Here is a 19,930-nt window from a genome sequence, read left to right as displayed (position 1 = left end):
ACCTTTCTTTTCACAAATATAATACTTGCATATTTTCCAATCATAAAAAGAAAGATTTGATTAATATCAATGTAAACTTATGTTAAAATATTCTAACTTGTGTAAGAAATCAAAACCTAAAAGCTTATGGTAAACTCTGATGTAGTTGCAACAGGATTAATTATCGCCTACACCATTTATAGCTTGGCGGCAATTATCCTTTTTGTGTGGTTTGCTTATCGAATAACTAAGCCCACACAAAAGCCAGTAGTAAAACCAGTCCTGTTTTACTCTTTTACCATTCTACTTATCATTATTGGTGTATCGCTCCATCTCACAACAATGCACACCATTCCTTGGGTTAAACTAGAGATGGATGCCTCAAAAATAACCCCAGACCGGGAAATAAAGATGGAGGTTGATAGCTTTAAGTTCTACCTTTTAACCGACTCTGTTCGACAAGAACTTCCTATCAACGAGCCATTAAAAGTACAAGAAGGCGAAACGATACTATTTGATGTTTACTCCAAAGACCTAACCTATGGGTTTGGGTTATTCCGCCCCAACAACACGATGGTTCTTCAAATGCAGGTTTTACCTCTTTACCACAACAAGATTGTTTGGAAGTTTACAGAGAAAGGGACCTTCACGCTGCGTTCAACAGAATATGCAGGGCCTAAAAGCACTCGAATGCTTATACCAAACTTTATAACTGTTGAATAAAAAAACTTTGAACTATGATAAAGTTTATAAATACACTGATTAATGGTAATGAGGTAAACGGACGTCTTTCGGGACTTACCCCATTACAGAAGTTAACACTAAGGTTTGCGGTAGTATCATTACTGTATTATGGCTTTGCCGTAATTGAAGGTATGATAATGCGACTAATTCTTGCATCGCCCAACTCATTAACAGAGTTGATTCCCGAACATCAATACTTTGCCATACTTACTGCACATCCATTGGTTGGAATATTTGGCGCAACCTATACACTCGTATTTGGAGCATTCTATTTTGCCCTACCCTACCTTATGAAAAAACCATTATGGGGTTTTAAAGCTGCTAGCTGGTCGTTCTGGCTAATAACAATTGGTGTTTTCCTATTCTGGTTTGCTGGATTTCTTTCACACTATGGTCCTCTCTACACACTGTACTGGCCACTCCCTGCCGACTTTAATCAGTTTGGCCCATGGGGAGGCACTTTCTTCATTCTGGGTATTGCACTTGTAATGGTTGCTTCAATCATCTTTGTAGTTGTTGTTTTCAAAACCATTGCCTATACACCTAAAGGATGGGAAAAGCAGCCTGGTGGAGCATTATTAGCATCAGCTCTAGGTGTTAGCGGGCTAGCAAATCTGTTCTGTAAAAAAGAGAATAGAAAATCTCACAAGGTACCTCTACCAGTAGCAGCAATAGCAAGAGGTTCTGTTGATGTATTCTTAAATGCAGGTATAATTACATTTACTGGCGTTCTTATCTTAGTTTATCTAGTTGGTCATATTTTAGGATATAACCTTCAAAACTCGTGGATCGATGCACTTTTGTACAAAAACATGTTCTGGTGGGGGCTTGACCTTATAGCTGATGGTTTGGTTTTAATCTTTGTGGCAGGTACATGGTACTTGTTGGCCATGCTCATAACTGGTGTAAAGAATGTATACATGGAAAATGTAGCAAGAGCCCTACTACTCCTTGAGTTGGTTGTATCATGGACGGTATGGTCGCACCATCTGCTTTCCGATCAAGCTCAGCCATTAATGTTAAAGCTTGTTTCAGGCCAATTTGTTACAGCTTTCGAATTAATTACACAAGGCTTAGCGCTATTTATAAGTCTTGTAACCCTTTGGAATGCCCGTCCATTGAAATGGACGCCTGAACTCAAATTCTTCCTCGGCGGATTGCTCGGTTTTGCACTTGCTGTTGCAGCCGGTATCATTCAAGCCGATATGGGCATGAACAGAATCCTTCACAACACTCAATGGATTGTTGGACCACATGTTCACGTTGCTGTTCTTATTGGTCTTACTATGACACTTTACGCCGTAGTTTATAAGTTACTACCAGTTCTTACTAATGGATTGAATATCTTTAGCGTAAAACTAACATCATGGCACTTCTGGCTACACCTACTTGGAGGAATAGGAATGGGAGCGTTCATGGGAATGGCAGGCTTAAAGGGAATGCTCCGCAGAACAATCTACTATAACGGCGAATTCGATATTTTCATGGCTTTAGCAGCCATAGCAGGTGCAGCACTGCTTTTTGCATATCTAGCGTACTTTTTTAATCTAGTTCTTACTATTGGGATTAAAGGTATTATTGAAATTTTTAAACCATCAAAACTCCCTAAAGAACAAATACTTCCCGAATAATATCAACAGCACAAACTATATAAGGGTCATCAAAAACAGATGGCCCTTTAACTTTTTTCAAAATACCATTCAAAAAAGTTCAGTATTTTTGTGAAAAATTTTTGATTATGCTTAAACGTACCAAAATTGTAGCCACTATTTCCGACAGACGTTGCGATATTGAATTTCTCCGTTCTTTGTATAAAGCAGGGATGAATGTTGCCAGGTTGAATACCGCACACATGAATCCCGAATCAGCGAAAAAGCTTATTGACAACATTCGTCAAGTTTCTGAAAGTATTGCGATTTTGGTCGACACAAAGGGGCCCGAAATTAGAACATCTTCTAATGGTGAAGAGGTTAAAGTAGAAAATGGTTCACAGGTTAAAATTATTGGGGACCCTAATGGAAAATCAGGAAACGATACAATTTATGTGAGCTATCACAACATTGCTTCCGAAGTACCAGAAGGAAGCAAAATACTAATCGATGATGGTGAAATTGAATTAGAAGTTATTGGAAAAACACCAGACGCCCTTTTATGCCAGGCTACAAACTGCGGGGTTATTAAGCAAAGAAAGAGTGTTAACATTCCAGGAGTACATATAAACCTACCCTCGCTAACTGAGAAGGACAAGGCTTTTGTTCAATTTGCCATTGAGAATAAAGTAGATTTTATTGCTCACAGCTTTGTTAGAAACAAGCACGATGTGCTTGAGATTAAAGATATTCTAAACAAGCATAATAGCCCTATAAAGATTATTGCAAAAATTGAAAACCAACAGGGGGTTGATAATATAGAAGAAATTCTTGATCATGCCTATGGCATTATGGTTGCACGTGGCGACCTTGGAATAGAAATTCCAGCAGAAAAACTACCCAATATCCAAAGACGTTTAGTACGTAAATGCATTGAGAGCAAAAAGCCAGTAATAATTGCAACACAAATGTTGCACTCCATGATTGAACATCCCCGCCCTACCCGAGCCGAAATTAGCGATATTGCAAATGCAATTTATGAGCGTACCGATGCTATAATGCTTAGTGGGGAAACAGCTTATGGTGAGTATCCAGTTGAGGCTGTTGAAGTGATGACCAGTGTTGCACGCGAAGTAGAAGCAGCCCGCGATGTAGATGTCACATTAAACCTGGTAAGAGTTAAAAATGAGGTAACCGCAACATTAGCCAAAGCTGCTGTTAGAGCATGTTCATCGCTACCAATAAAAGCTATAATTGTTGATACCCTCACGGGAAGAACGGGTAGGTACCTTTCAGCTTTTCGTGGTAAAATCCCCATTTATGCAATTTGTTATAAGGAACATGTAATGCGTGAGCTAGCCCTTTCCTATGGTGTTGAGGCAGTTTACATGGAACCAAGAACCTCGCGCGACCACTTCCTTACCGATGCCATTAGCACCATGCTCGAACGACGAAAAATTGCTTCGGAAGATATGGTTCTGGTTATAGGGGGTAGTTTTGGGCCTAGCAATGGAGCTTCCTTTATGGAAATTAGCAAGGTGAAAAATCTTATTACTAAGAAGTAAATCATCTTGAAAAGGTTTTGGTTCATATCGAATTTGTTTATTGCACCTATTATTCTTGCTTCTAGTTTTTCCTTTGCACAAAAAATGCCCATTGCTTACTACAGGGCAGAAGCCGCATTTAATCAAAACGACTTTCATAATGCTATAATGTGGATTGACTCATGCTTATTGCTTAAGCCTATAAGATATGAGTTTTATTTACTTAAAGGCGCTAGTCTTTTGAATTTAGACTACTCGAAACAAGCGCTAGACGCCTTTTACAAGGCCAATAAAATTAGAAATAACATTGCATCTTACTACATTGCAAAAACCTACTGTCGCCTAAACGATACTTCAAAATGCCTTGAATGGATAAAAATTAACCTAAACTCCATTTACCGTGAACCTGAAAGTAAATACATACTGGACAACGACTTTTCAATACTTGCTAACAATAAAGAATGGAAAGAAACATGGGAAAAGGATTGGTACTCTTCCTTAGAAAAGGACATAAACCATGCTGAATACCTGATTAATTCAAAAGAATATGAAAAAGTTTATCGATCTACTAAACCAAAGAATCAGGAGTAAAAATCAAATTCAAAACTGTTTTCTTAGAGGAACAGCTCATTTAAAGTTAAGAAATATAAACCTGGCTCTTAAAGATTTAGAAATTGCCCAAAAAAGGAGAAAAAGATTATAATTTAATTGCCCTTAAGGCAAAAGCGTATTTGCTAATAGATGAGTGCGAAAAGGCAGATAAACTTATTGACCAAGCAATAAACTACTCTGGAGGAAAACCTGAATTCTACTTGATAAAATCCGAGATATTATCAGCGAAAAATGAATGGGAGAATGCATACCTAAACGTAAAAAAATATCTTGATTTTTACCCCAACAACCCAATAGCAAATAATCTCAAAATAGATTGTGCTTCTGAGGCAGGATATTACTCCGAAGCCCTACTCTCTTTGGCTAAACTCTTAAAATTTAACCCTCAAAATCCCGAACTTTACTTTAAGAGAGGTAAAATTTACTACAAAGCCGAACAATACCGCGAGGCAATATTGGACTTTGACAAGGCCATCCAACTTAATTACAAGGTTAGTGAATCGTACCTTTTAAAAGGAAAATCATTAATGAATCTAGGTGAAAGAAAGGAAGCATGTAAATGCTTTTCAATTTCAGGTAATAAAGGAAATATAGAATCTCAAACTTTATATTTTAATAATTGCAAACAATAAGTTTACTTTACAACTTTGTTTGCAAAATTTAAAGTGAAAATAGTTTAAAAAGATTTTAGAGAAAATATGCTTTTAATTCAATCGACTTTGCCATTTTCTTACCAATAGTTTTTATTCTATATTGGTTCATAACAAACAAAAACCTTAAACTTCAAAATCTTTTAGTTGTGGCTATTTATATTTTTATGGCTGGTGGAACTGGAGGTTTTATCCTTAATTTTTATTAGTACTGTTGTTGATTATGTTGTTGGAATTGGCTTATTAAATGAAGAGAATCAGAAAAAAGGAAAAGGTTACTTTGGATAAGTATAATTGTAAATCTTGGAGTTCTTGGCTTTTCAAATACTATAACTTTTTCTAGAAAATTTCGTTACCGCTTTCGTTCTTTGGTCTTGAAATTAAAGCCAACAGGCTGAATATCATTTTACCAGTTGGCATTAAATTTACACCTTCCAAACATTAAGTTTATAGCATTGATATTTACAAAAAGAAACTTGAGCCAACAAAAGATTTTATTGCTTTTGCTGCTTTTGTAAGTTTTTTCCCTCAACTTGTTGCTGGACCAATTGAAAGAGCAAAGCATTTATTACCTCAGTTTTACAAAAAAAGAGATTTTGATTATTTAAATGCTATTGACGGCCTGAAACAAATTCTTTGGGGATTCTTTAAGAAAATAGTTATTGCCGACAATTGTGCTACTTATGCAAACCTTATTTTTAATAACTCTTCGGATTATTCAGGGAGCACTTTAGTGCTTGGCGCCTTATTTTTCACATTTCAAATATATGGCGATTTTTCTGGATACTCCGATATTGCAATAGGCACCTCAAAACTTTTTGGTTTTGACCTTATGCAAAACTTCAACTTCCCCTATTTCTCTAGAGATATTGCTGAATTCTGGCGTCGTTGGCACATCTCACTTTCTACCTGGTTTAGAGATTACCTTTACATCCCTCTGGGAGGTAGCCGAGGAAATACATGGATGAAAATTAGAAACACCTTTATAATATTCTTGGTTAGTGGTTTTTGGCATGGGGCAAATTGGACATTTATTGCCTGGGGGTTTCTTAATGCCTTATACTTCCTACCTCTTTTGTTAACTAATAAAAACCGCAAAAACTTGGAAACGGTTGCTCAAGGTAAATTCCTTCCTAGTAAAAGAGAATTTTTCAATATGTTACTAACTTTTACATTGACTGTTTTTGCGTGGGTTTTCTTCAGAGCTGAAAATATTAGTCATGCAATAAGTTACATTTCAGGAATTTTTTCACCTTCACTTTTTGCAATGCCAAAATTTGAAGGGATGCCACGAGCATTAGCTACCATAATACTAGTTATGGTATTCACCTTAATTGAATGGATTGGAAGAGAAGAAAAATATGCTATTTCAAAAATTGGAATAAGCTGGCCTAAACCTGTAAGATGGGCATTTTATTCATTAATAATTTTTCTTATTGGAATGTACATGCCTACTGTTGAATCGCCATTTATTTACTTTCAATTTTAATTTTATATATGAGAAAGTTCTTAATAAATACTACAAAGTTTCTTTTATTCACATCCGTATTTTACATTGCCCTATTATGTGTTTGGGAGCAAGCTTTCCCTTCGTGGCTTAAACCAAACATCAACTATAAAGTTGGGGCAAATGGACATTTATACACTAGACTATCCGAAATAAAAAAATATAGCAATATTGATATTTTGTTTTTAGGTTCTTCGCACGCATATCGGGGTTTTGACACCAGAATATTTTCAAAAAATGGATTAAAATCATTTAATTTAGGTTCAAGCTCCCAAACACCAATTCAGACAAAAATACTAATTGACAGATACCTAGATCAGTTAAATCCCAAATTAGTAATTTATGAAGTTTACCCCGACATATTCTCGTTAGATGGTGTAGAATCCTCGCTTGATTTAATTGCAAATGGCAAAAATGATTTTCACACAATAAAGATGGCATTAGAAATCAATAGTATTAGAACGTATAATACATTGATATATGGCTTTATTAGAGAATTACTTGGTTTAAACAAGTCATACATTGAACCTACTCATAAAGATAACGATACATACATTCCAGGTGGTTTTGTTGAGAAAAAGCTAGGTTTTTACTCCCCTCAAAAGCTTGATAAAAAAGAAATTAAAATTAATCCTAAGCAACTTAAGTATTTTAATGAAATAATTGATAAAATAAAAAGTAAAAATATTGAGGTAATACTGGTATATGCCCCAATCCCTAAGATTAACTATAAAAGGTATACCAACACAAAGTATTTTGACGAAATAATGAGAAAGTATTCCACCTATTATAATTTTAACGAGATAGTATCGTTAAATGATTCACTTCATTTCTTCGACTCTCATCACCTAAACCTGAATGGTGTTGAGATATTTAATAATAAACTTATAGAACTTTTAAAAGACAGCGGAGTACTAAAACGGGTCAAAAAACAACAACAAAGCAAGAACTAATAAAACCTTATTAATTGTAAAGTTTTTTTCTTACCTCGAATATATCGCTTACAATATTCTTAATTATTGTTGAATAATTATAAGTTACAACGACATATCGGAACCCGATATTATACCTTCAAGTAATGCAAAAACTGTTAATCCTGACGCCGATTTTATTCCTAACTTTGCAGTAATATTTTTGCGGTGTGTAATAACTGTATGTGTACTAATACATAAAACATCAGCAATCTCCTTATTCGACATTCCTTTTGCAATGCACCTAACCACATCTACCTCCCTTGCCGATAACGAGTTTTGCTCAACCTTCCCAATGCTTTTACCTGTTAATCCGAGTTCATGCTTTACCAGCTCTCTTAATTCATTTTCACCAATATCAAGTTTAACACACTTAACATCCGATTTTCCGATAATCTTATTACCAGTATTTATACAAATACCCAAAATCAATTTCCCATTATGCCTTTTGGTGATATCATAGAAATCATCTAAATAATCCTTATCAAATATAACCAAGTTTTTTTCATTTGGTTGATACGTAAAATCTTTAAAATACAGGTAACTACTTACTTGTACCAATGGAATTGAACGTATAATATTTTCGATACCTAACCTAACAATATCAGACGGATGGATTATATGTACATGACATTTCATTTAGCTCAACTTACTCTCCATTTTTTTAACAATAGGCACTAATATCAAATCCTCAATTCTAGCATGGTCTTTTAAATCGTCCTCAAAATTGTGCAGGGCAATCAAAAATTCATTGCAGGCATTGTCGTCATAATCTTCTTGAAGAAATTTTACTATTAAGTTTCTTAAATCCGAAATCTTTTCATCTAAACTGGTGTGAACCTTCTCAAAAGTTGATATTTTATAGTGATTATCATACTCATTATGCACTAATTGTTCAACGTAAGGGAAAAGATTATCCTCTTCATCTTTAATATGAATAAAAAACTCATCAACATATTCCTTATAGAACTTACTAATGAGTTGCATTTTTTCACTTTTACCGCTATTTACAAGCTTATCGAGCATCCTCTCAATTCTAGGAATTGAATAAGATATGTAATACTGGTGTGTTCGTTTAAGATAATCTACAATTAACAAAGGGTTGAACTCTAGCAATCCTGAGCTGGGTAGGTAGGAAGGGTCGACATATGTATTAACAATGGCAAGGAAAAAATCTTTATTAATACCCTTTTGCAAACATATATCTTCAACGGTTTGGTCACGAAAACCTAATCGAATGCCAAACCTATTTAAAACTGGTAGTAAATTATAGCTTGAAAAAACTAAATCGGCCATCAATGTTCTTGACTCGAAATTCATAATGCAATTGTTTAAAATATAACAAACAGATTGAAATTTTGTTTTGTAATTTTTAAAAGATTGTTTAAAATTGTATAAAACAAAAATAAAATGGAAATTAAAGGTTCAGCCGTAAAAGCTACTCCCGATTTTGTAAAAGCAAATCACTTAAAAAATTATTCCGATTGGCTAAAATCATTACCAAGCAATTCAAGGAAAATAATGGAAGATCCTATTTATGCCACTACATGGTATCCCTTAATAGAATCTGTTATTATTCCTACTCAAAAAGCAGCCGATCTCTTTTTTAATGGCGATTATAATAAGGCCGCACGAGAAATTGGTAGGTTTAGTGCAGATATCGCACTCAAAGGTATTTATAAAATTTTCGTACGGATTAGCTCCCCTCAATTTGTTTTAAGCAGGGCCTCTAACATTTTTTCTACATATTACAATCCTGCAGTTATAAAGGTTATTGAATCGGGCGAGAAAAAGGCTGTACTTCAGTTTGAGAAATTTAGCGTTGACGAAAAGCTTATAATGGAAAGAATTGCTGGTTGGATAGAGCACACCCTAGAGATCACCTTAAAATCGCCACTACAAGTTACCGTTGAGAACATTATAAATGGCAAAGAACTAACTGCTAAAATAACAGCGGTTTGGGATTAAGACCAACAGTAAACCCACAAACTATGCTTGGATTAGCATCGAAGAGTGTTGTCCCTGTTCGGAAAGAACCTAACGAAACCACCGAAATGGTTAATCAGCTCCTTTTTGGAGAAAAGGTTTCAGTTTTAGAAACCTACAAACAATGGCTCAGAATTGAAAGCACGCTCGACAGCTATCATGGATGGGTTGATTCCCGATTAATTGAGATTATTAAGGATGATACTGATTTAAACAGCCTCAATGATTATATTATCAATGACTGGCTTGTAGAGGTTAAAGATTTATCGAACAGTTCAAACTTACTGCTAAGTCCTGGTTCATTTTTATATAAACCTGTTAACAATCGTTTTAAACTTTATGAGCAAGAGTTTGAAATCCAGAATAGTAGTATAACCACTGCCCCACCAACTGCTGAAAACCTTATTAAAACGGCTTTACGCTTTTTGAATGTACCATACCTATGGGGAGGTAAATCGATTTTTGGGATTGATTGTTCTGGTTTTGTTCAGGTTTGCTATAGAACTATAGGAAAGTTGTTGCCCCGCGATGCGTGGCAACAAGCCAAGCATGGTCAAACCATTGAGTTCTCAAACTACGCAACTGCTGGCGATTTAGCTTTTTTCGACAACGAGGAAGGTCAAATTACTCATACAGGTATACTCATAAGTCCCAACGAAATTATTCATAGCTCAGGTTATGTTAGGATTGATAAATTTGACCATTTGGGCATATTTAACAACCAATTAGGTGAGTATACCCATAAGCTTAGGATAATTAAAAGGTTGCTTTAACTTGACATTTATAACCGAATTGCGTATTTTGAGAAAAACAAAACCATGATAAAAGTTCAACTTATTATTATTACTGTTCTTATTTTATTCGCCATCTGGATTGCTTATAGAATTCATAATAAGAAAAATTCAGATGAATAGACCTAAGGAGAAACTGATGTACTCATATCCATACCCACGAATGCTTGTTACAGTTGACACTGTAATTTTTAAAGTAAATCACGAAGGAAATCCAAACTATGTATTACTTATTCAAAGGGGGAATGAGCCCTTTAAGGGAAGGTATGCTTTCCCTGGTGGTTTTCCAGAAATGGATGAGCTTCTTGTACAAGCTGCTAAACGAGAGTTGGAAGAAGAAACTGGCCTTAAAAACATTGAGCTAAGACAAATTGGTGCGTTTGACGAATTAGATAGAGATCCACGCGATAGAAATATAGCAATAGCATTTTGGGGTATTGCCCCACCAAACTGCCCAACACCAAAAGCTGGAGATGATGCTGCTAAAGCCCAATGGTTTAAGTTAGGTGAACTTCCACCGCTTGCATTTGACCATGAAAAAATCCTTAAAGCAGCACTGAACTGCCTTAAGGATTATATGTCAAAATAAATCTTGATTGCTAGATTATCATTCCAGCACCTACTGTAACATTTGTAGCCTCATCAATAAGAATCAAACTTCCTGTTACTCGGTTCACACGGTATGAATCATAGAATAACGGTTTAGTTGTCCTTATAGAAATGCAAGCTATATCGTTCATACCAATTGCCTTATCAGTATAATCTTTCTCTAGTGTGTTAATGTTAACCTTATACTTCACCTCTTTAATCATACAACGTAAATCGTTAGTGGTATGCTTAAGGGCGTATTTTCCACCTGGTACCATTGGCTTATCGCCTAACCAACAAATCATCAACTCAACATCTTGGCCCTGTTTTATTCCGTTTTCTTCAGGTATAATCATACATCCCCTGGAAACATCAAGATCATCCTCTAACAATATTGTACCAGACTGGGGAGCAGTTATCGAGTCAAGATGATCGGTCCAAAAATCGATGCCCTTAATTGTGGTTGTGAACCCAGAAGGCAACACCTTCACCCTATCCCCTACACGGAAAGTACCGCTAGCCATCCTTCCAGCATAGCCTCTGTAATCGTGATATTCGGTTGATTGAGGTCGAATAACATACTGAACAGGAAAACGAGCATCGAGCTGATTATAATCATTTGAAATGTAAAGGTTCTCTAGCAGATATAATAGTGTTGGACCTTGATACCAGTCCATATTTTTTGATCGCTCAACTACATTATCGCCCAAAAGGGCGCTAATGGGAATAAAACGTACATCATGTAAATCGAGATGCGAGGAGAACTCATGAAACTTTTGTTGAATTTCATCGAAAACTTCCTGTTTGAATTCAACCAAATCCATCTTGTTCACACAAACGATAACATGAGGGATCCTTAAAAGCGAAGCGATATACGCGTGCCTTATAGTTTGCTCAATAACACCATGACGAGCATCAACAAGTATTACCGCTGCATTGGCAGTTGATGCACCAGTTACCATGTTACGGGTATACTGAACATGCCCAGGGGTATCGGCAATAATGAACTTGCGCTTTGGTGTATGAAAATACCTATAAGCAACATCGATAGTAATACCTTGTTCACGTTCAGCCCTTAAACCATCTGTAAGAAGGGCAAGATTAACATACTCTTCGCCCTTTTTTATACTAGCCCGCTCAATTGCTTCAAGCTGATCCTGAAAAATAGCTTTAGAGTCGTAAAGTAAGCGACCAATCAGAGTACTTTTACCGTCGTCAACACTACCAGCAGTAGTGAAACGTAAAAGCTCCATATCAAGGTATGAACGTTCTATAGTTTTTTCTTCCATTTCAATTAACAATTAAAATCCTAAAAATAACCTTCAATTTTTCTATCCTCCATTGCTGCTTCAGAGCGTTTGTCATCGGCCCTGCCACCACGTTCTGTAATTCTAGTTGCAGCAACCTCACGAATAATGTCTTCTACAGAATTTGCTTTAGACTCAATAGCTCCTGTACATGTTGCATCACCGATGGTCCTAAACCGCACAATTCGTTTTTCAACCTTCTCGGTATCTTTCATTTTAATGTATGGGCTTTTGGCATACAGCACGCCATCACGCTCAAAAACCTCACGTTCGTGAGAGAAGTAAAGTGATGGGATAGCAATATTCTCGAGCAAAATATACTGCCAAACATCCATTTCAGTCCAGTTGCTTATAGGGAAAACTCTAAAATGCTCTCCTATATTTTTACGGCCATTAAATAGGTTCCATAACTCTGGGCGTTGGTTTTTAGGATCCCACTGTCCAAACTCATCGCGATGCGAGAAGAATCTTTCCTTAGCTCGAGCCTTTTCCTCGTCGCGACGTCCACCTCCCATAGCGCAATCGATTTTAAGCTCCTCTATTGCATCAAGTAAGGTAACGGTTTGTAACTTGTTTCTACTTGCATTGTATCCTGTTTCCTCAACCACTCTTCCTTGATCAATGGAATCCTGAACATACCTAACAATTAGCTGAACGCCAGTTTCTTTAACTAACCAATCCCTAAAATCTAGAGTTTCCTGAAAATTATGGCCAGTATCGATATGCATTAGGGGGAATGGAACTTTGGCAGGATAAAAAGCTTTCCTTGCCAGATGATACATCACAATGGAATCCTTTCCACCACTAAATAGCATTACTGGATTTTCAAACTGAGCAACCACTTCGCGAATTACAAAAATTGCTTCGGACTCTAATTCACGTAAATGATTGATTGGTACCTTTTCGCTCATATCTTAATAATAATTTAGAATTTTCATTATCGATCTTGCAACCACTCCTTACACTTTTGAAAAATAATTGTGGCTGCCTCATTAACTCCTACTACATCCGTATTTACACTGACATTTGGATTCACAGGAGCCTCGTATAAACTTGTAACACCAGTAAATTCTGATATCTCCCCTTTTAATGCCCGTTGATAGTATCCTTTAAAATCGCGTTTTCTGCAAACTTCAACTGAAGCATTTGTGTGAACCTCAAAAAAGTTCTCAGACCCAATAATTTTTCTAGCATTACCTCTCATTTCCTTAGTTGGCGATACCAGGCAGCAAATAGCAATATATCCCTGTGTGTTTAGAATGGATGCAACATTTGAAACTCTTCTTATATTTTCCATCCTATCTTCTAAACTAAATCCTAAATCTACGCACAAACCCTTTCTAACCTCATCGCCATCTAATAAAACTACACTAAAACCCTCGATTATAAATATTTTTTTTAGCTCTTTCCCTACAGATGTCTTTCCCGAGGCAGGTAAACCAGTTATCCAAACTGTAAAGGGTTTAACAGTTTCCATTCCTATGGCTATCGCATATCAATTACATCAACACCTTTGTGCTTTTTCAAATCAAAAATGAACCTATCATTTCGAATGGGAACATTTGATTTAAAGTTCTTTATTTTGATAATATAGTTATTCCCATCTTTGCCCTGATACCTAATCATGTAAGGTTCCAGTGTTTTAGAATTAAACTGTAACTTAACCGAAGAGTAAGGAAGGTTTAAATCGCGAGGGAAAAAATCAACTTCGTAATATTCCTTATTCCGTACTTTTACAATACCTTTATACTTATACTTAAAGTTTTTATTGTAGTCTTTGAAAAGTTTAGTAGGATCATCAAGGAAATCATTCTCCTTTTTATTTATGTTTGATACTGTTACCTCATTGGCATCTTTAATGTATTGCCACTTGGTTTTTCCATCGGAAAAAACCTCCATTCCCATTAAATCAAGATAAAACATTTTATCCTTAGCCAAGATTTTCCCTTGGTAGGTATCGGTTATATGTTCCTGCAAGTTTTCCAAGGTAAATGAAAATGTAGCAGAAATCGACTTTACAGCTTGCATTTTATTGCTAAACTGCTTAATAGCTTTTTCAGGGTTAACCTGTGCGAAGGCACTATAACCAACCACCAATAATAATACTCCAACTAGTTTCTTCATCTTATTAATGTTTAAAAACATGCAAAAATAGAAATAATGTTTCTATTCTGCTAATGAATTCAAAATGCGTTCCAAAGACACCTCATCAACCACTAAAACTTGGCGTGTTTTGCTTCCTTCGGCAGGGCCAACAATGCCAGCAGCCTCCAGCTGGTCCATTATTCGGCCAGCACGATTATAACCTATTGAAAATTTGCGCTGGATTAGCGAGGTAGAACCAGACTGTGTTTGAACAACCAACCTTGCTGCATCTTCAAATAGGTCATCACGCTTTTTCAAATCGATATTATTGGGTCCCTCTTGGCCTTCGGGCGTATATTCTGGTAACTCATACGAATGAGCATATCCAGGTTGATTGCCAATAAAGTCTGTTATGCGCTCTATCTCAGGAATATCAACAAAAGCACATTGAACTCGGACTAAATCACCCCCAGTGGAAACAAGCATATCGCCTCGCCCAATTAAATTATTTGCACCTGGAGTATCTAGTATTGTACGTGAATCTATCATTGAAGACACCCTAAATGCAATACGCGCGGGGAAGTTAGCCTTAATAACACCAGTAATAATGTTAGTTGATGGACGCTGAGTTGCGATTATCAGATGAATACCAATTGCACGTGCAAGCTGTGCCAATCGGCCTAAAGGCATTTCTACTTCACGACCAGCTGTCATAATTAGGTCGGCAAACTCATCGATTACAACAACAATGTATGGTAAATAGCGATGACCGTTGTTTGGATTTAGCCGTCTCGATACAAATTTCTGGTTGTATTCCTTAATTGTTCGAACCTTAGCCGCATTTAAAAGTTTGTATCGTTCATCCATCTCAACACAAAGTGAGTTGAGGGTGTAAATCACTTTTTGAGTATCGGTAATTATTGCCTCATCGGAATCGGGAAGTTTAGCAAGAAAATGTTTCTCTAGCTTATTGTAAAGGGTTAGTTCAACACGCTTGGGGTCAATAAGTACAAATTTTATTTCCGATGGGTGCTTTTTGTATAGTAACGAAGTAATAATTGCATTTAACCCAACAGATTTACCTTGTCCAGTAGCACCTGCAATTAGCAGGTGAGGCAGCTTGGTAAGGTCTAGCATGAAAATCTCGTTGGAAATCGTTTTCCCAAGGGCAATGGCCAACTCATATTTGCACTCCTGAAATTTCTTTGACTTTATCACTGAAAGCATCGAAACGATTTCGGGTTTCTGGTTGGGAACCTCAATACCAATGGTTCCTTTCCCAGGTATAGGGGCAATAATTCTAATACCTAAAGCCGATAAGCTTAATGCTATATCATCTTCTAAGCTTTTAATCTTGCTAATTCTAATTCCTGGAGCGGGAACAATTTCGTAAAGGGTAACTGTTGGACCTATAGTTGCTTTAATCTTATCAATCTGGATTTTATAGTGTGATAGGGTTTCTACAATTTTATTCTTGTTCTCTACCAACATCTCATTAGTAACGGGAGAATCGGTATTCTTGTAATCCTCAAGGAGTTCTATTAAAGGCTTCTGATAGTTTGATAATTCAAGCGTTGGGTCATAAAGTTCCTGGTCGTTTATATCGGAAACAGCCATCTCTTTCTCCTCAATGCGCTCAACTGTAAAGTTATCCTTATCTTGGGTTTCGTCTTCATTCTTTACCTCTACCGATACATCTAGTGGTTTTACTTCAATCTCAAAATTAGAATTATCTTCAACCTGTACCTTTATCTCATCGTCGTAAATGGAAGGATTAGACTCATTAGTTGTAGTATTCTCCTGCATCCCAATATTAGGAATATCATTTACTGAACTAGATTGTATGTCACCTGGATTGTTTTCAGGCTCCTCTTTCTTTGAGTCTTTCCTAACTGTAGCATTTCTAAAAAGATGATATAACGATTCTATTCCCTTGTGAAATAAAACAAGATTTTTTGGCCTAACATAGATTAAGTAAGCAATTAAAACAAAAGTAACGATAAAAGCTGAACCAACTATACCCAAAACAGCTTTAAGCCAGTTAGCAACGAAGAGACCATGAGCTCCTCCAATACCACTTCCGAGGTAGCCCCCCGATTCACGGAAAAGAAATCCAAAAACAAGGGAAAAAACTAAAATTCCAAGAACTATCTTATAAATAGTTTTTACAAGTTTTAAATTGACAAACTTCAACAATTTTAGGCCCCAAAAAATAAAAATCATTGGAAAACCTAGTGCTGCAATACCAAACCAATGGTTTATGAATTGGTTGGACAATGTGGCTCCCAATCGTCCACCCCAATTGCTTACCGGACTATCACCACTAAAAATCGATACCCATTCAATACTTTGATCAACCTTCCAGGTGAAAAGGAAGGAGATGAATGCAAGCATTATGTAAATACCAAAAAGCAGTATGAATAGGCCAATTGTAAAACGAACTCTTTCGTCTTGAAACAAAAAAGAAGAACTAATACTTTGCTTATGTTGCGAATTAACCTTTTTTTGGGACATACCTAACCCGTTTTGTAACGGCAAAAGTAAAACATAACACCGTAAAAAGAAAAAATAAAATTAAGCGGTCTACTGCTGAAGAAGATAGACTAATTCTGACATGGTTGTAAAATCAACATGCTTATAATCGCTAGGGATTTGAAATTCATTTGTGTTGATACTAACCTCTTCAACAGATTGAGCTTTTAGAAACATGTTAAGCTTATTAAATCTTAAGTTAAAGACAAGCATAACCCCCTTAACACTTTCGAAGGGGGTATTTATATTTGGGTCCTCAATTTGAATTTCATTTGTGAAAATTATATCGAAATTAAAGTCTGGCGAATCGGCATAGTGCCCTCTAACCTTCTTACACTTAAAGCCTAAGTATTCAATGTTTTCTTGTAAACTATCAATAACGACAGGAGGTATTTTGCAATACAATGCAGGGTAATGTTCACTTGTATATGGCTCATCGTGATACAATTTTTTATTAAATACCTTAAGCAAGGTTACAAATCGTTCTTCAGAAGGTTGGCTAATAATCGAGATATTAATAGCACCTGAAAGCGCCTCTATTGAATTAAATGTATTATTATCTTTAAATCTTACCGTCAGAGTGGTAGGAAGTACTTTTTTATCAATTTTCTCTAAGGTTAAACTATCGTACTCAATAGAATATGTGATTTGCCCTTCATTGATTTTGTGGTTTTTTTTCTTAATACAGCCAAAAAGGTAAGCTATTCCAATAATTGATAGAAAGATAAAAACTTTTCTCATGCAATACTGTGTTTCATATGAATTATAAAAGTAAAAAAAATTATCCAAATCCCAAACATTGATAAAATGACCTAAACCGTACTTTTCAAAATCATGTTATTAAACATAGAAACATAACCAAAAATGGTTATCGATACTTAAACATATTTTTATTAGGATTGCAAAAAATATTTAGCTTTGCAGTAATAAGTTTAAAAAAATTAAATCTGTGTTTATGAATAAATTAGCAGTAGTAGCATTAGGCGGAAATGCCCTCTTGCGTGGCAATCAGGTGGGAACCATTGAGGAGCAAGAACAAAACACCACCGATACCTTAGAGAATCTTATTTACCTTATCAAAGAGGGATACAACATCGTTATTAGCCATGGAAATGGACCACAAGTTGGTAATATTCTAATGCGTAACGATGCAGGAGAACAGATGTATGGCATACCTCAAATGCCTTTGGATATTTGTGTTGCCGATTCTCAAGGAGGGATAGGTTACATGATTGAGCGCATGCTGCGCAATGTTCTTAAAAAGCATGGCATTGAAAAAGAGGTATGCTGCCTGGTAACACCTGTTATTGTTGACCAAAATGACCCAGCATTCAAAAACCCAACCAAAAGGGTTGGTAAGATTTACGATAAAGCCCAAGCTGATGCCCTGGCAAAAGAAAAGGGCTGGATATTTAAAGAAGAGGTTAAAGACACAGGGAGTGGATGGCGCAGAGTTGTTCCTTCGCCACAACCTAAAGGAATACTAAACATAAAGGTGATAGAACAACTAGTTCGTCAAGGAATCATTGTAATTGCTTCTGGCGGTGGCGGTGTTCCTGTTTATATAGACGAAGAGAAAAACATTAGGCCTGCAGAGGCAGTTATCGACAAAGATTTGGCTTCGTCATTAATGGCAGCAGAAATAAAAGCTGATGAGTTTTACATTCTCACTGATGTTCCTTATGTTTATCTCAACTACAAAAAGCCAGATGAGAAAAAGCTAGAACACTTAAATCATGCCGATACATTAAAATACCTCGAACAAGGGATGTTTGGAGAAGGTAATATGGCTCCAAAAATTAGAGCATGCTTGAATTTTATTGAACGAGGAGGAAAGAAAAGTGTCATCACAGAGGCTACCAAACTAGAAGACAAGTCGTTTGGTACTAAAATAACAATGGAATACGAAAAATAGTATTAACCTAAAAAAAAGAAGCTATGTCGTTCAACTTACGTAACCGCAGTTTCTTAAAACTGCTTGATTTCTCTCCAAAAGAGATTCAGTTCTTGTTAGATCTATCAATGGATCTTAAAAAGGCTAAATATGCAGGAACTGAGCAGCAAAGGCTAAAGGGTAAAAACATTGTAATCCTTTTTGAGAAGGATTCAACCCGAACACGTTGTGCATTTGAAGTTGCAGCATATGATCAGGGAGCAAATGTTACATATCTAGGTCCTTCAGGCTCGCAAATGGGTAAAAAAGAGTCGATGAAAGATACTGCACGCGTATTGGGCCGTATGTATGATGGTATTGAGTACAGAGGCTACTCACAAGAGATTGTTGAGACTTTGGCCAAATACTCAGGCGTTCCTGTATGGAATGGTTTGACAAACGAGTACCATCCAACTCAAATTCTAGCCGACTTTTTAACCATGCGTGAGCACAGCAGCAAGCCACTAAACGAAGTTTCTTTCTGCTATCTTGGCGATGCACGCAATAACATGGGTAACTCGCTTATGGTTGGTGCTGCAAAAATGGGCATGGATTTTAGAGCATGTGCACCAAAAGCATGCTGGCCTAGCGAAGAGCTAGTAAAAACCTGCCAAGAAATTGCAAAGCAAACCGGAGCCAAAATTACCTTAACCGAGAACGTAGAGGAAGGTGTTAAGGGTTGCGATTTCCTTTATACCGATGTATGGGTATCAATGGGTGAACCCGACTCAGTATGGGAGGAAAGAATAAAACTACTTAAACCCTATCAGGTTAATAGCAAGGTTATGGAAATGACAGGTAACCCTAACTGTAAGTTTATGCACTGTTTACCTGCCTTCCACAACCGCGAAACAGTTATAGGTGAAGAAATCTACCAGAAATTCGGTTTAGAGGCCATGGAGGTTACCGAAGATGTTTTTGAATCAGATGCATCAATTGTTTTTGATGAAGCAGAAAACCGCGTACACACTATTAAAGCAGTAATGGTTGCTACTCTTGGCCATTAAACTAAACTATAAATTATTGAAAAGCAGCTTTTAAAAAAGCTGCTTTTTTTTTGCATTTATAAGTTTGAACCCTTATATTTATTTGGATTTTAAAACTTTATGCCA

20 protein-coding genes are annotated in these 19,930 nt (G+C 36.3%); 12 read left to right on the top strand and 8 right to left on the bottom strand.

The features are described 5' to 3' along the window. Window positions 1-126 precede the first annotated feature (126 nt). The 7 genes from FHG85_RS05710 to FHG85_RS05680 all read left to right on the top strand — a co-directional run bounded on the left by FHG85_RS05710 (window position 127) and on the right by FHG85_RS05680 (window position 7,578). Window positions 127-702, top strand: a complete 576-nt coding sequence (locus FHG85_RS05710) for a cupredoxin domain-containing protein (protein WP_173073867.1) — start codon at window positions 127-129, stop codon at window positions 700-702. 14 nt (window positions 703-716) lie between these two features. Next, on the top strand, window positions 717-2,354 hold the full coding sequence (locus FHG85_RS05705; protein ID WP_173073865.1) for a cbb3-type cytochrome c oxidase subunit I: 1,638 nt from the start codon (window positions 717-719) through the stop codon (window positions 2,352-2,354). Between the two features lie 107 nt (window positions 2,355-2,461). Further along, on the top strand, window positions 2,462-3,877 hold the full coding sequence (gene pyk / locus FHG85_RS05700; RefSeq protein ID WP_173073863.1) for a pyruvate kinase: 1,416 nt from the start codon (window positions 2,462-2,464) through the stop codon (window positions 3,875-3,877). A 6-nt stretch (window positions 3,878-3,883) separates the two neighbouring features. Then, window positions 3,884-4,447 carry a tetratricopeptide repeat protein gene (locus tag FHG85_RS05695; protein ID WP_220429242.1) on the top strand — a complete coding sequence of 188 codons (564 nt, stop codon included), beginning with the start codon at window positions 3,884-3,886 and terminating at the stop codon, window positions 4,445-4,447. Between the two features lie 83 nt (window positions 4,448-4,530). Then, complete coding sequence (locus FHG85_RS05690) at window positions 4,531-5,100, top strand: tetratricopeptide repeat protein (protein WP_173073859.1); 570 nt, start codon at window positions 4,531-4,533, stop codon at window positions 5,098-5,100. A gap of 472 nt (window positions 5,101-5,572) precedes the next feature. After that, window positions 5,573-6,607, top strand: a complete 1,035-nt coding sequence (locus FHG85_RS05685) for an MBOAT family O-acyltransferase (protein ID WP_317167942.1) — start codon at window positions 5,573-5,575, stop codon at window positions 6,605-6,607. An 8-nt stretch (window positions 6,608-6,615) separates the two neighbouring features. Next, entirely contained in the window at window positions 6,616-7,578 is a 963-nt protein-coding gene (locus FHG85_RS05680) for a hypothetical protein (RefSeq protein ID WP_173073857.1), read from the top strand. 84 nt (window positions 7,579-7,662) lie between these two features. On the opposite strand, the gene FHG85_RS05675 is transcribed toward FHG85_RS05680, so the two are convergent. Both FHG85_RS05675 and FHG85_RS05670 read right to left on the bottom strand, forming a co-directional pair. Next, a complete protein-coding gene (locus tag FHG85_RS05675) occupies window positions 7,663-8,235 on the bottom strand; it encodes a response regulator transcription factor (protein ID WP_173073855.1) in 573 nt (190 codons plus the stop codon). Then, entirely contained in the window at window positions 8,236-8,916 is a 681-nt protein-coding gene (locus FHG85_RS05670; protein ID WP_173073853.1) for a hemerythrin domain-containing protein, read from the bottom strand. Between the two features lie 90 nt (window positions 8,917-9,006). On the opposite strand from FHG85_RS05670, the gene FHG85_RS05665 reads away from it, so the two are divergent. The 3 genes from FHG85_RS05665 to FHG85_RS05655 all read left to right on the top strand — a co-directional run bounded on the left by FHG85_RS05665 (window position 9,007) and on the right by FHG85_RS05655 (window position 10,962). Continuing rightward, a complete protein-coding gene (locus tag FHG85_RS05665) occupies window positions 9,007-9,564 on the top strand; it encodes a hypothetical protein (protein ID WP_173073851.1) in 558 nt (185 codons plus the stop codon). Window positions 9,565-9,587: 23 nt separating this feature from the next. Next, the gene (locus tag FHG85_RS05660) at window positions 9,588-10,355 is read left to right on the top strand and encodes a C40 family peptidase (protein ID WP_173073849.1); all 768 of its coding nucleotides are present in this window, start codon (window positions 9,588-9,590) and stop codon (window positions 10,353-10,355) included. 133 nt (window positions 10,356-10,488) lie between these two features. Beyond that, entirely contained in the window at window positions 10,489-10,962 is a 474-nt protein-coding gene (locus tag FHG85_RS05655; protein WP_246249280.1) for an NUDIX domain-containing protein, read from the top strand. Between the two features lie 10 nt (window positions 10,963-10,972). Here the strand turns inward: FHG85_RS05655 and FHG85_RS05650 are convergent, their stop codons facing one another. The 6 genes from FHG85_RS05650 to FHG85_RS05625 all read right to left on the bottom strand — a co-directional run bounded on the left by FHG85_RS05650 (window position 10,973) and on the right by FHG85_RS05625 (window position 17,626). Beyond that, window positions 10,973-12,250: a sulfate adenylyltransferase subunit 1 gene (locus tag FHG85_RS05650; RefSeq protein ID WP_220429241.1), complete on the bottom strand. Its 1,278-nt coding sequence runs from the start codon at window positions 12,248-12,250 to the stop codon at window positions 10,973-10,975. Between the two features lie 20 nt (window positions 12,251-12,270). Next, on the bottom strand, window positions 12,271-13,179 hold the full coding sequence (cysD, locus tag FHG85_RS05645; protein ID WP_173073847.1) for a sulfate adenylyltransferase subunit CysD: 909 nt from the start codon (window positions 13,177-13,179) through the stop codon (window positions 12,271-12,273). 26 nt (window positions 13,180-13,205) lie between these two features. Then, window positions 13,206-13,745 carry an adenylyl-sulfate kinase gene (cysC, locus tag FHG85_RS05640; protein ID WP_173073845.1) on the bottom strand — a complete coding sequence of 180 codons (540 nt, stop codon included), beginning with the start codon at window positions 13,743-13,745 and terminating at the stop codon, window positions 13,206-13,208. Window positions 13,746-13,753: 8 nt separating this feature from the next. Then, window positions 13,754-14,392 carry a LolA family protein gene (locus FHG85_RS05635; RefSeq protein WP_173073843.1) on the bottom strand — a complete coding sequence of 213 codons (639 nt, stop codon included), beginning with the start codon at window positions 14,390-14,392 and terminating at the stop codon, window positions 13,754-13,756. A gap of 42 nt (window positions 14,393-14,434) precedes the next feature. Next, the gene (locus tag FHG85_RS05630; RefSeq protein ID WP_173073841.1) at window positions 14,435-16,867 is read right to left on the bottom strand and encodes a DNA translocase FtsK; all 2,433 of its coding nucleotides are present in this window, start codon (window positions 16,865-16,867) and stop codon (window positions 14,435-14,437) included. Between the two features lie 69 nt (window positions 16,868-16,936). Continuing rightward, window positions 16,937-17,626: a hypothetical protein gene (locus FHG85_RS05625; protein ID WP_173073839.1), complete on the bottom strand. Its 690-nt coding sequence runs from the start codon at window positions 17,624-17,626 to the stop codon at window positions 16,937-16,939. Between the two features lie 214 nt (window positions 17,627-17,840). On the opposite strand from FHG85_RS05625, the gene arcC reads away from it, so the two are divergent. Both arcC and FHG85_RS05615 read left to right on the top strand, forming a co-directional pair. Next, complete coding sequence (gene arcC, locus FHG85_RS05620) at window positions 17,841-18,800, top strand: carbamate kinase (protein WP_173073837.1); 960 nt, start codon at window positions 17,841-17,843, stop codon at window positions 18,798-18,800. Between the two features lie 23 nt (window positions 18,801-18,823). Further along, window positions 18,824-19,825, top strand: a complete 1,002-nt coding sequence (locus FHG85_RS05615) for an ornithine carbamoyltransferase (RefSeq protein ID WP_173073835.1) — start codon at window positions 18,824-18,826, stop codon at window positions 19,823-19,825. The last annotated feature ends 105 nt before the right edge of the window (window positions 19,826-19,930 follow it).

Origin of the sequence: Tenuifilum thalassicum (assembly GCF_013265555.1) — a bacterium.
Lineage (GTDB): Bacteria > Bacteroidota > Bacteroidia > Bacteroidales > Tenuifilaceae > Tenuifilum > Tenuifilum thalassicum.
Note: the sequence above shows the minus strand (reverse complement) of the source record. Positions and strands in the feature narration are given on the sequence as shown.

Excerpts from the sequence above, each read along its gene's own strand:
- FHG85_RS05710 (WP_173073867.1), top strand. The coding sequence starts at position 127 with ATGGTAAACTCTGATGTAGTTGCAACAGGATTAATTATCGCCTACACC.
- FHG85_RS05705 (WP_173073865.1), top strand. The coding sequence starts at position 717 with ATGATAAAGTTTATAAATACACTGATTAATGGTAATGAGGTAAACGGA.
- pyk (WP_173073863.1), top strand. The coding sequence starts at position 2,462 with ATGCTTAAACGTACCAAAATTGTAGCCACTATTTCCGACAGACGTTGC.
- FHG85_RS05680 (WP_173073857.1), top strand. The coding sequence starts at position 6,616 with ATGAGAAAGTTCTTAATAAATACTACAAAGTTTCTTTTATTCACATCC.
- FHG85_RS05675 (WP_173073855.1), bottom strand. The coding sequence starts at position 8,235 with ATGAAATGTCATGTACATATAATCCATCCGTCTGATATTGTTAGGTTA.
- FHG85_RS05670 (WP_173073853.1), bottom strand. The coding sequence starts at position 8,916 with ATGAATTTCGAGTCAAGAACATTGATGGCCGATTTAGTTTTTTCAAGC.
- FHG85_RS05665 (WP_173073851.1), top strand. The coding sequence starts at position 9,007 with ATGGAAATTAAAGGTTCAGCCGTAAAAGCTACTCCCGATTTTGTAAAA.
- FHG85_RS05660 (WP_173073849.1), top strand. The coding sequence starts at position 9,588 with ATGCTTGGATTAGCATCGAAGAGTGTTGTCCCTGTTCGGAAAGAACCT.
- FHG85_RS05655 (WP_246249280.1), top strand. The coding sequence starts at position 10,489 with ATGAATAGACCTAAGGAGAAACTGATGTACTCATATCCATACCCACGA.
- FHG85_RS05650 (WP_220429241.1), bottom strand. The coding sequence starts at position 12,250 with ATGGAAGAAAAAACTATAGAACGTTCATACCTTGATATGGAGCTTTTA.
- cysD (WP_173073847.1), bottom strand. The coding sequence starts at position 13,179 with ATGAGCGAAAAGGTACCAATCAATCATTTACGTGAATTAGAGTCCGAA.
- cysC (WP_173073845.1), bottom strand. The coding sequence starts at position 13,745 with ATGGAAACTGTTAAACCCTTTACAGTTTGGATAACTGGTTTACCTGCC.
- FHG85_RS05635 (WP_173073843.1), bottom strand. The coding sequence starts at position 14,392 with ATGAAGAAACTAGTTGGAGTATTATTATTGGTGGTTGGTTATAGTGCC.
- FHG85_RS05630 (WP_173073841.1), bottom strand. The coding sequence starts at position 16,867 with ATGTCCCAAAAAAAGGTTAATTCGCAACATAAGCAAAGTATTAGTTCT.
- FHG85_RS05625 (WP_173073839.1), bottom strand. The coding sequence starts at position 17,626 with ATGAGAAAAGTTTTTATCTTTCTATCAATTATTGGAATAGCTTACCTT.
- arcC (WP_173073837.1), top strand. The coding sequence starts at position 17,841 with ATGAATAAATTAGCAGTAGTAGCATTAGGCGGAAATGCCCTCTTGCGT.
- FHG85_RS05615 (WP_173073835.1), top strand. The coding sequence starts at position 18,824 with ATGTCGTTCAACTTACGTAACCGCAGTTTCTTAAAACTGCTTGATTTC.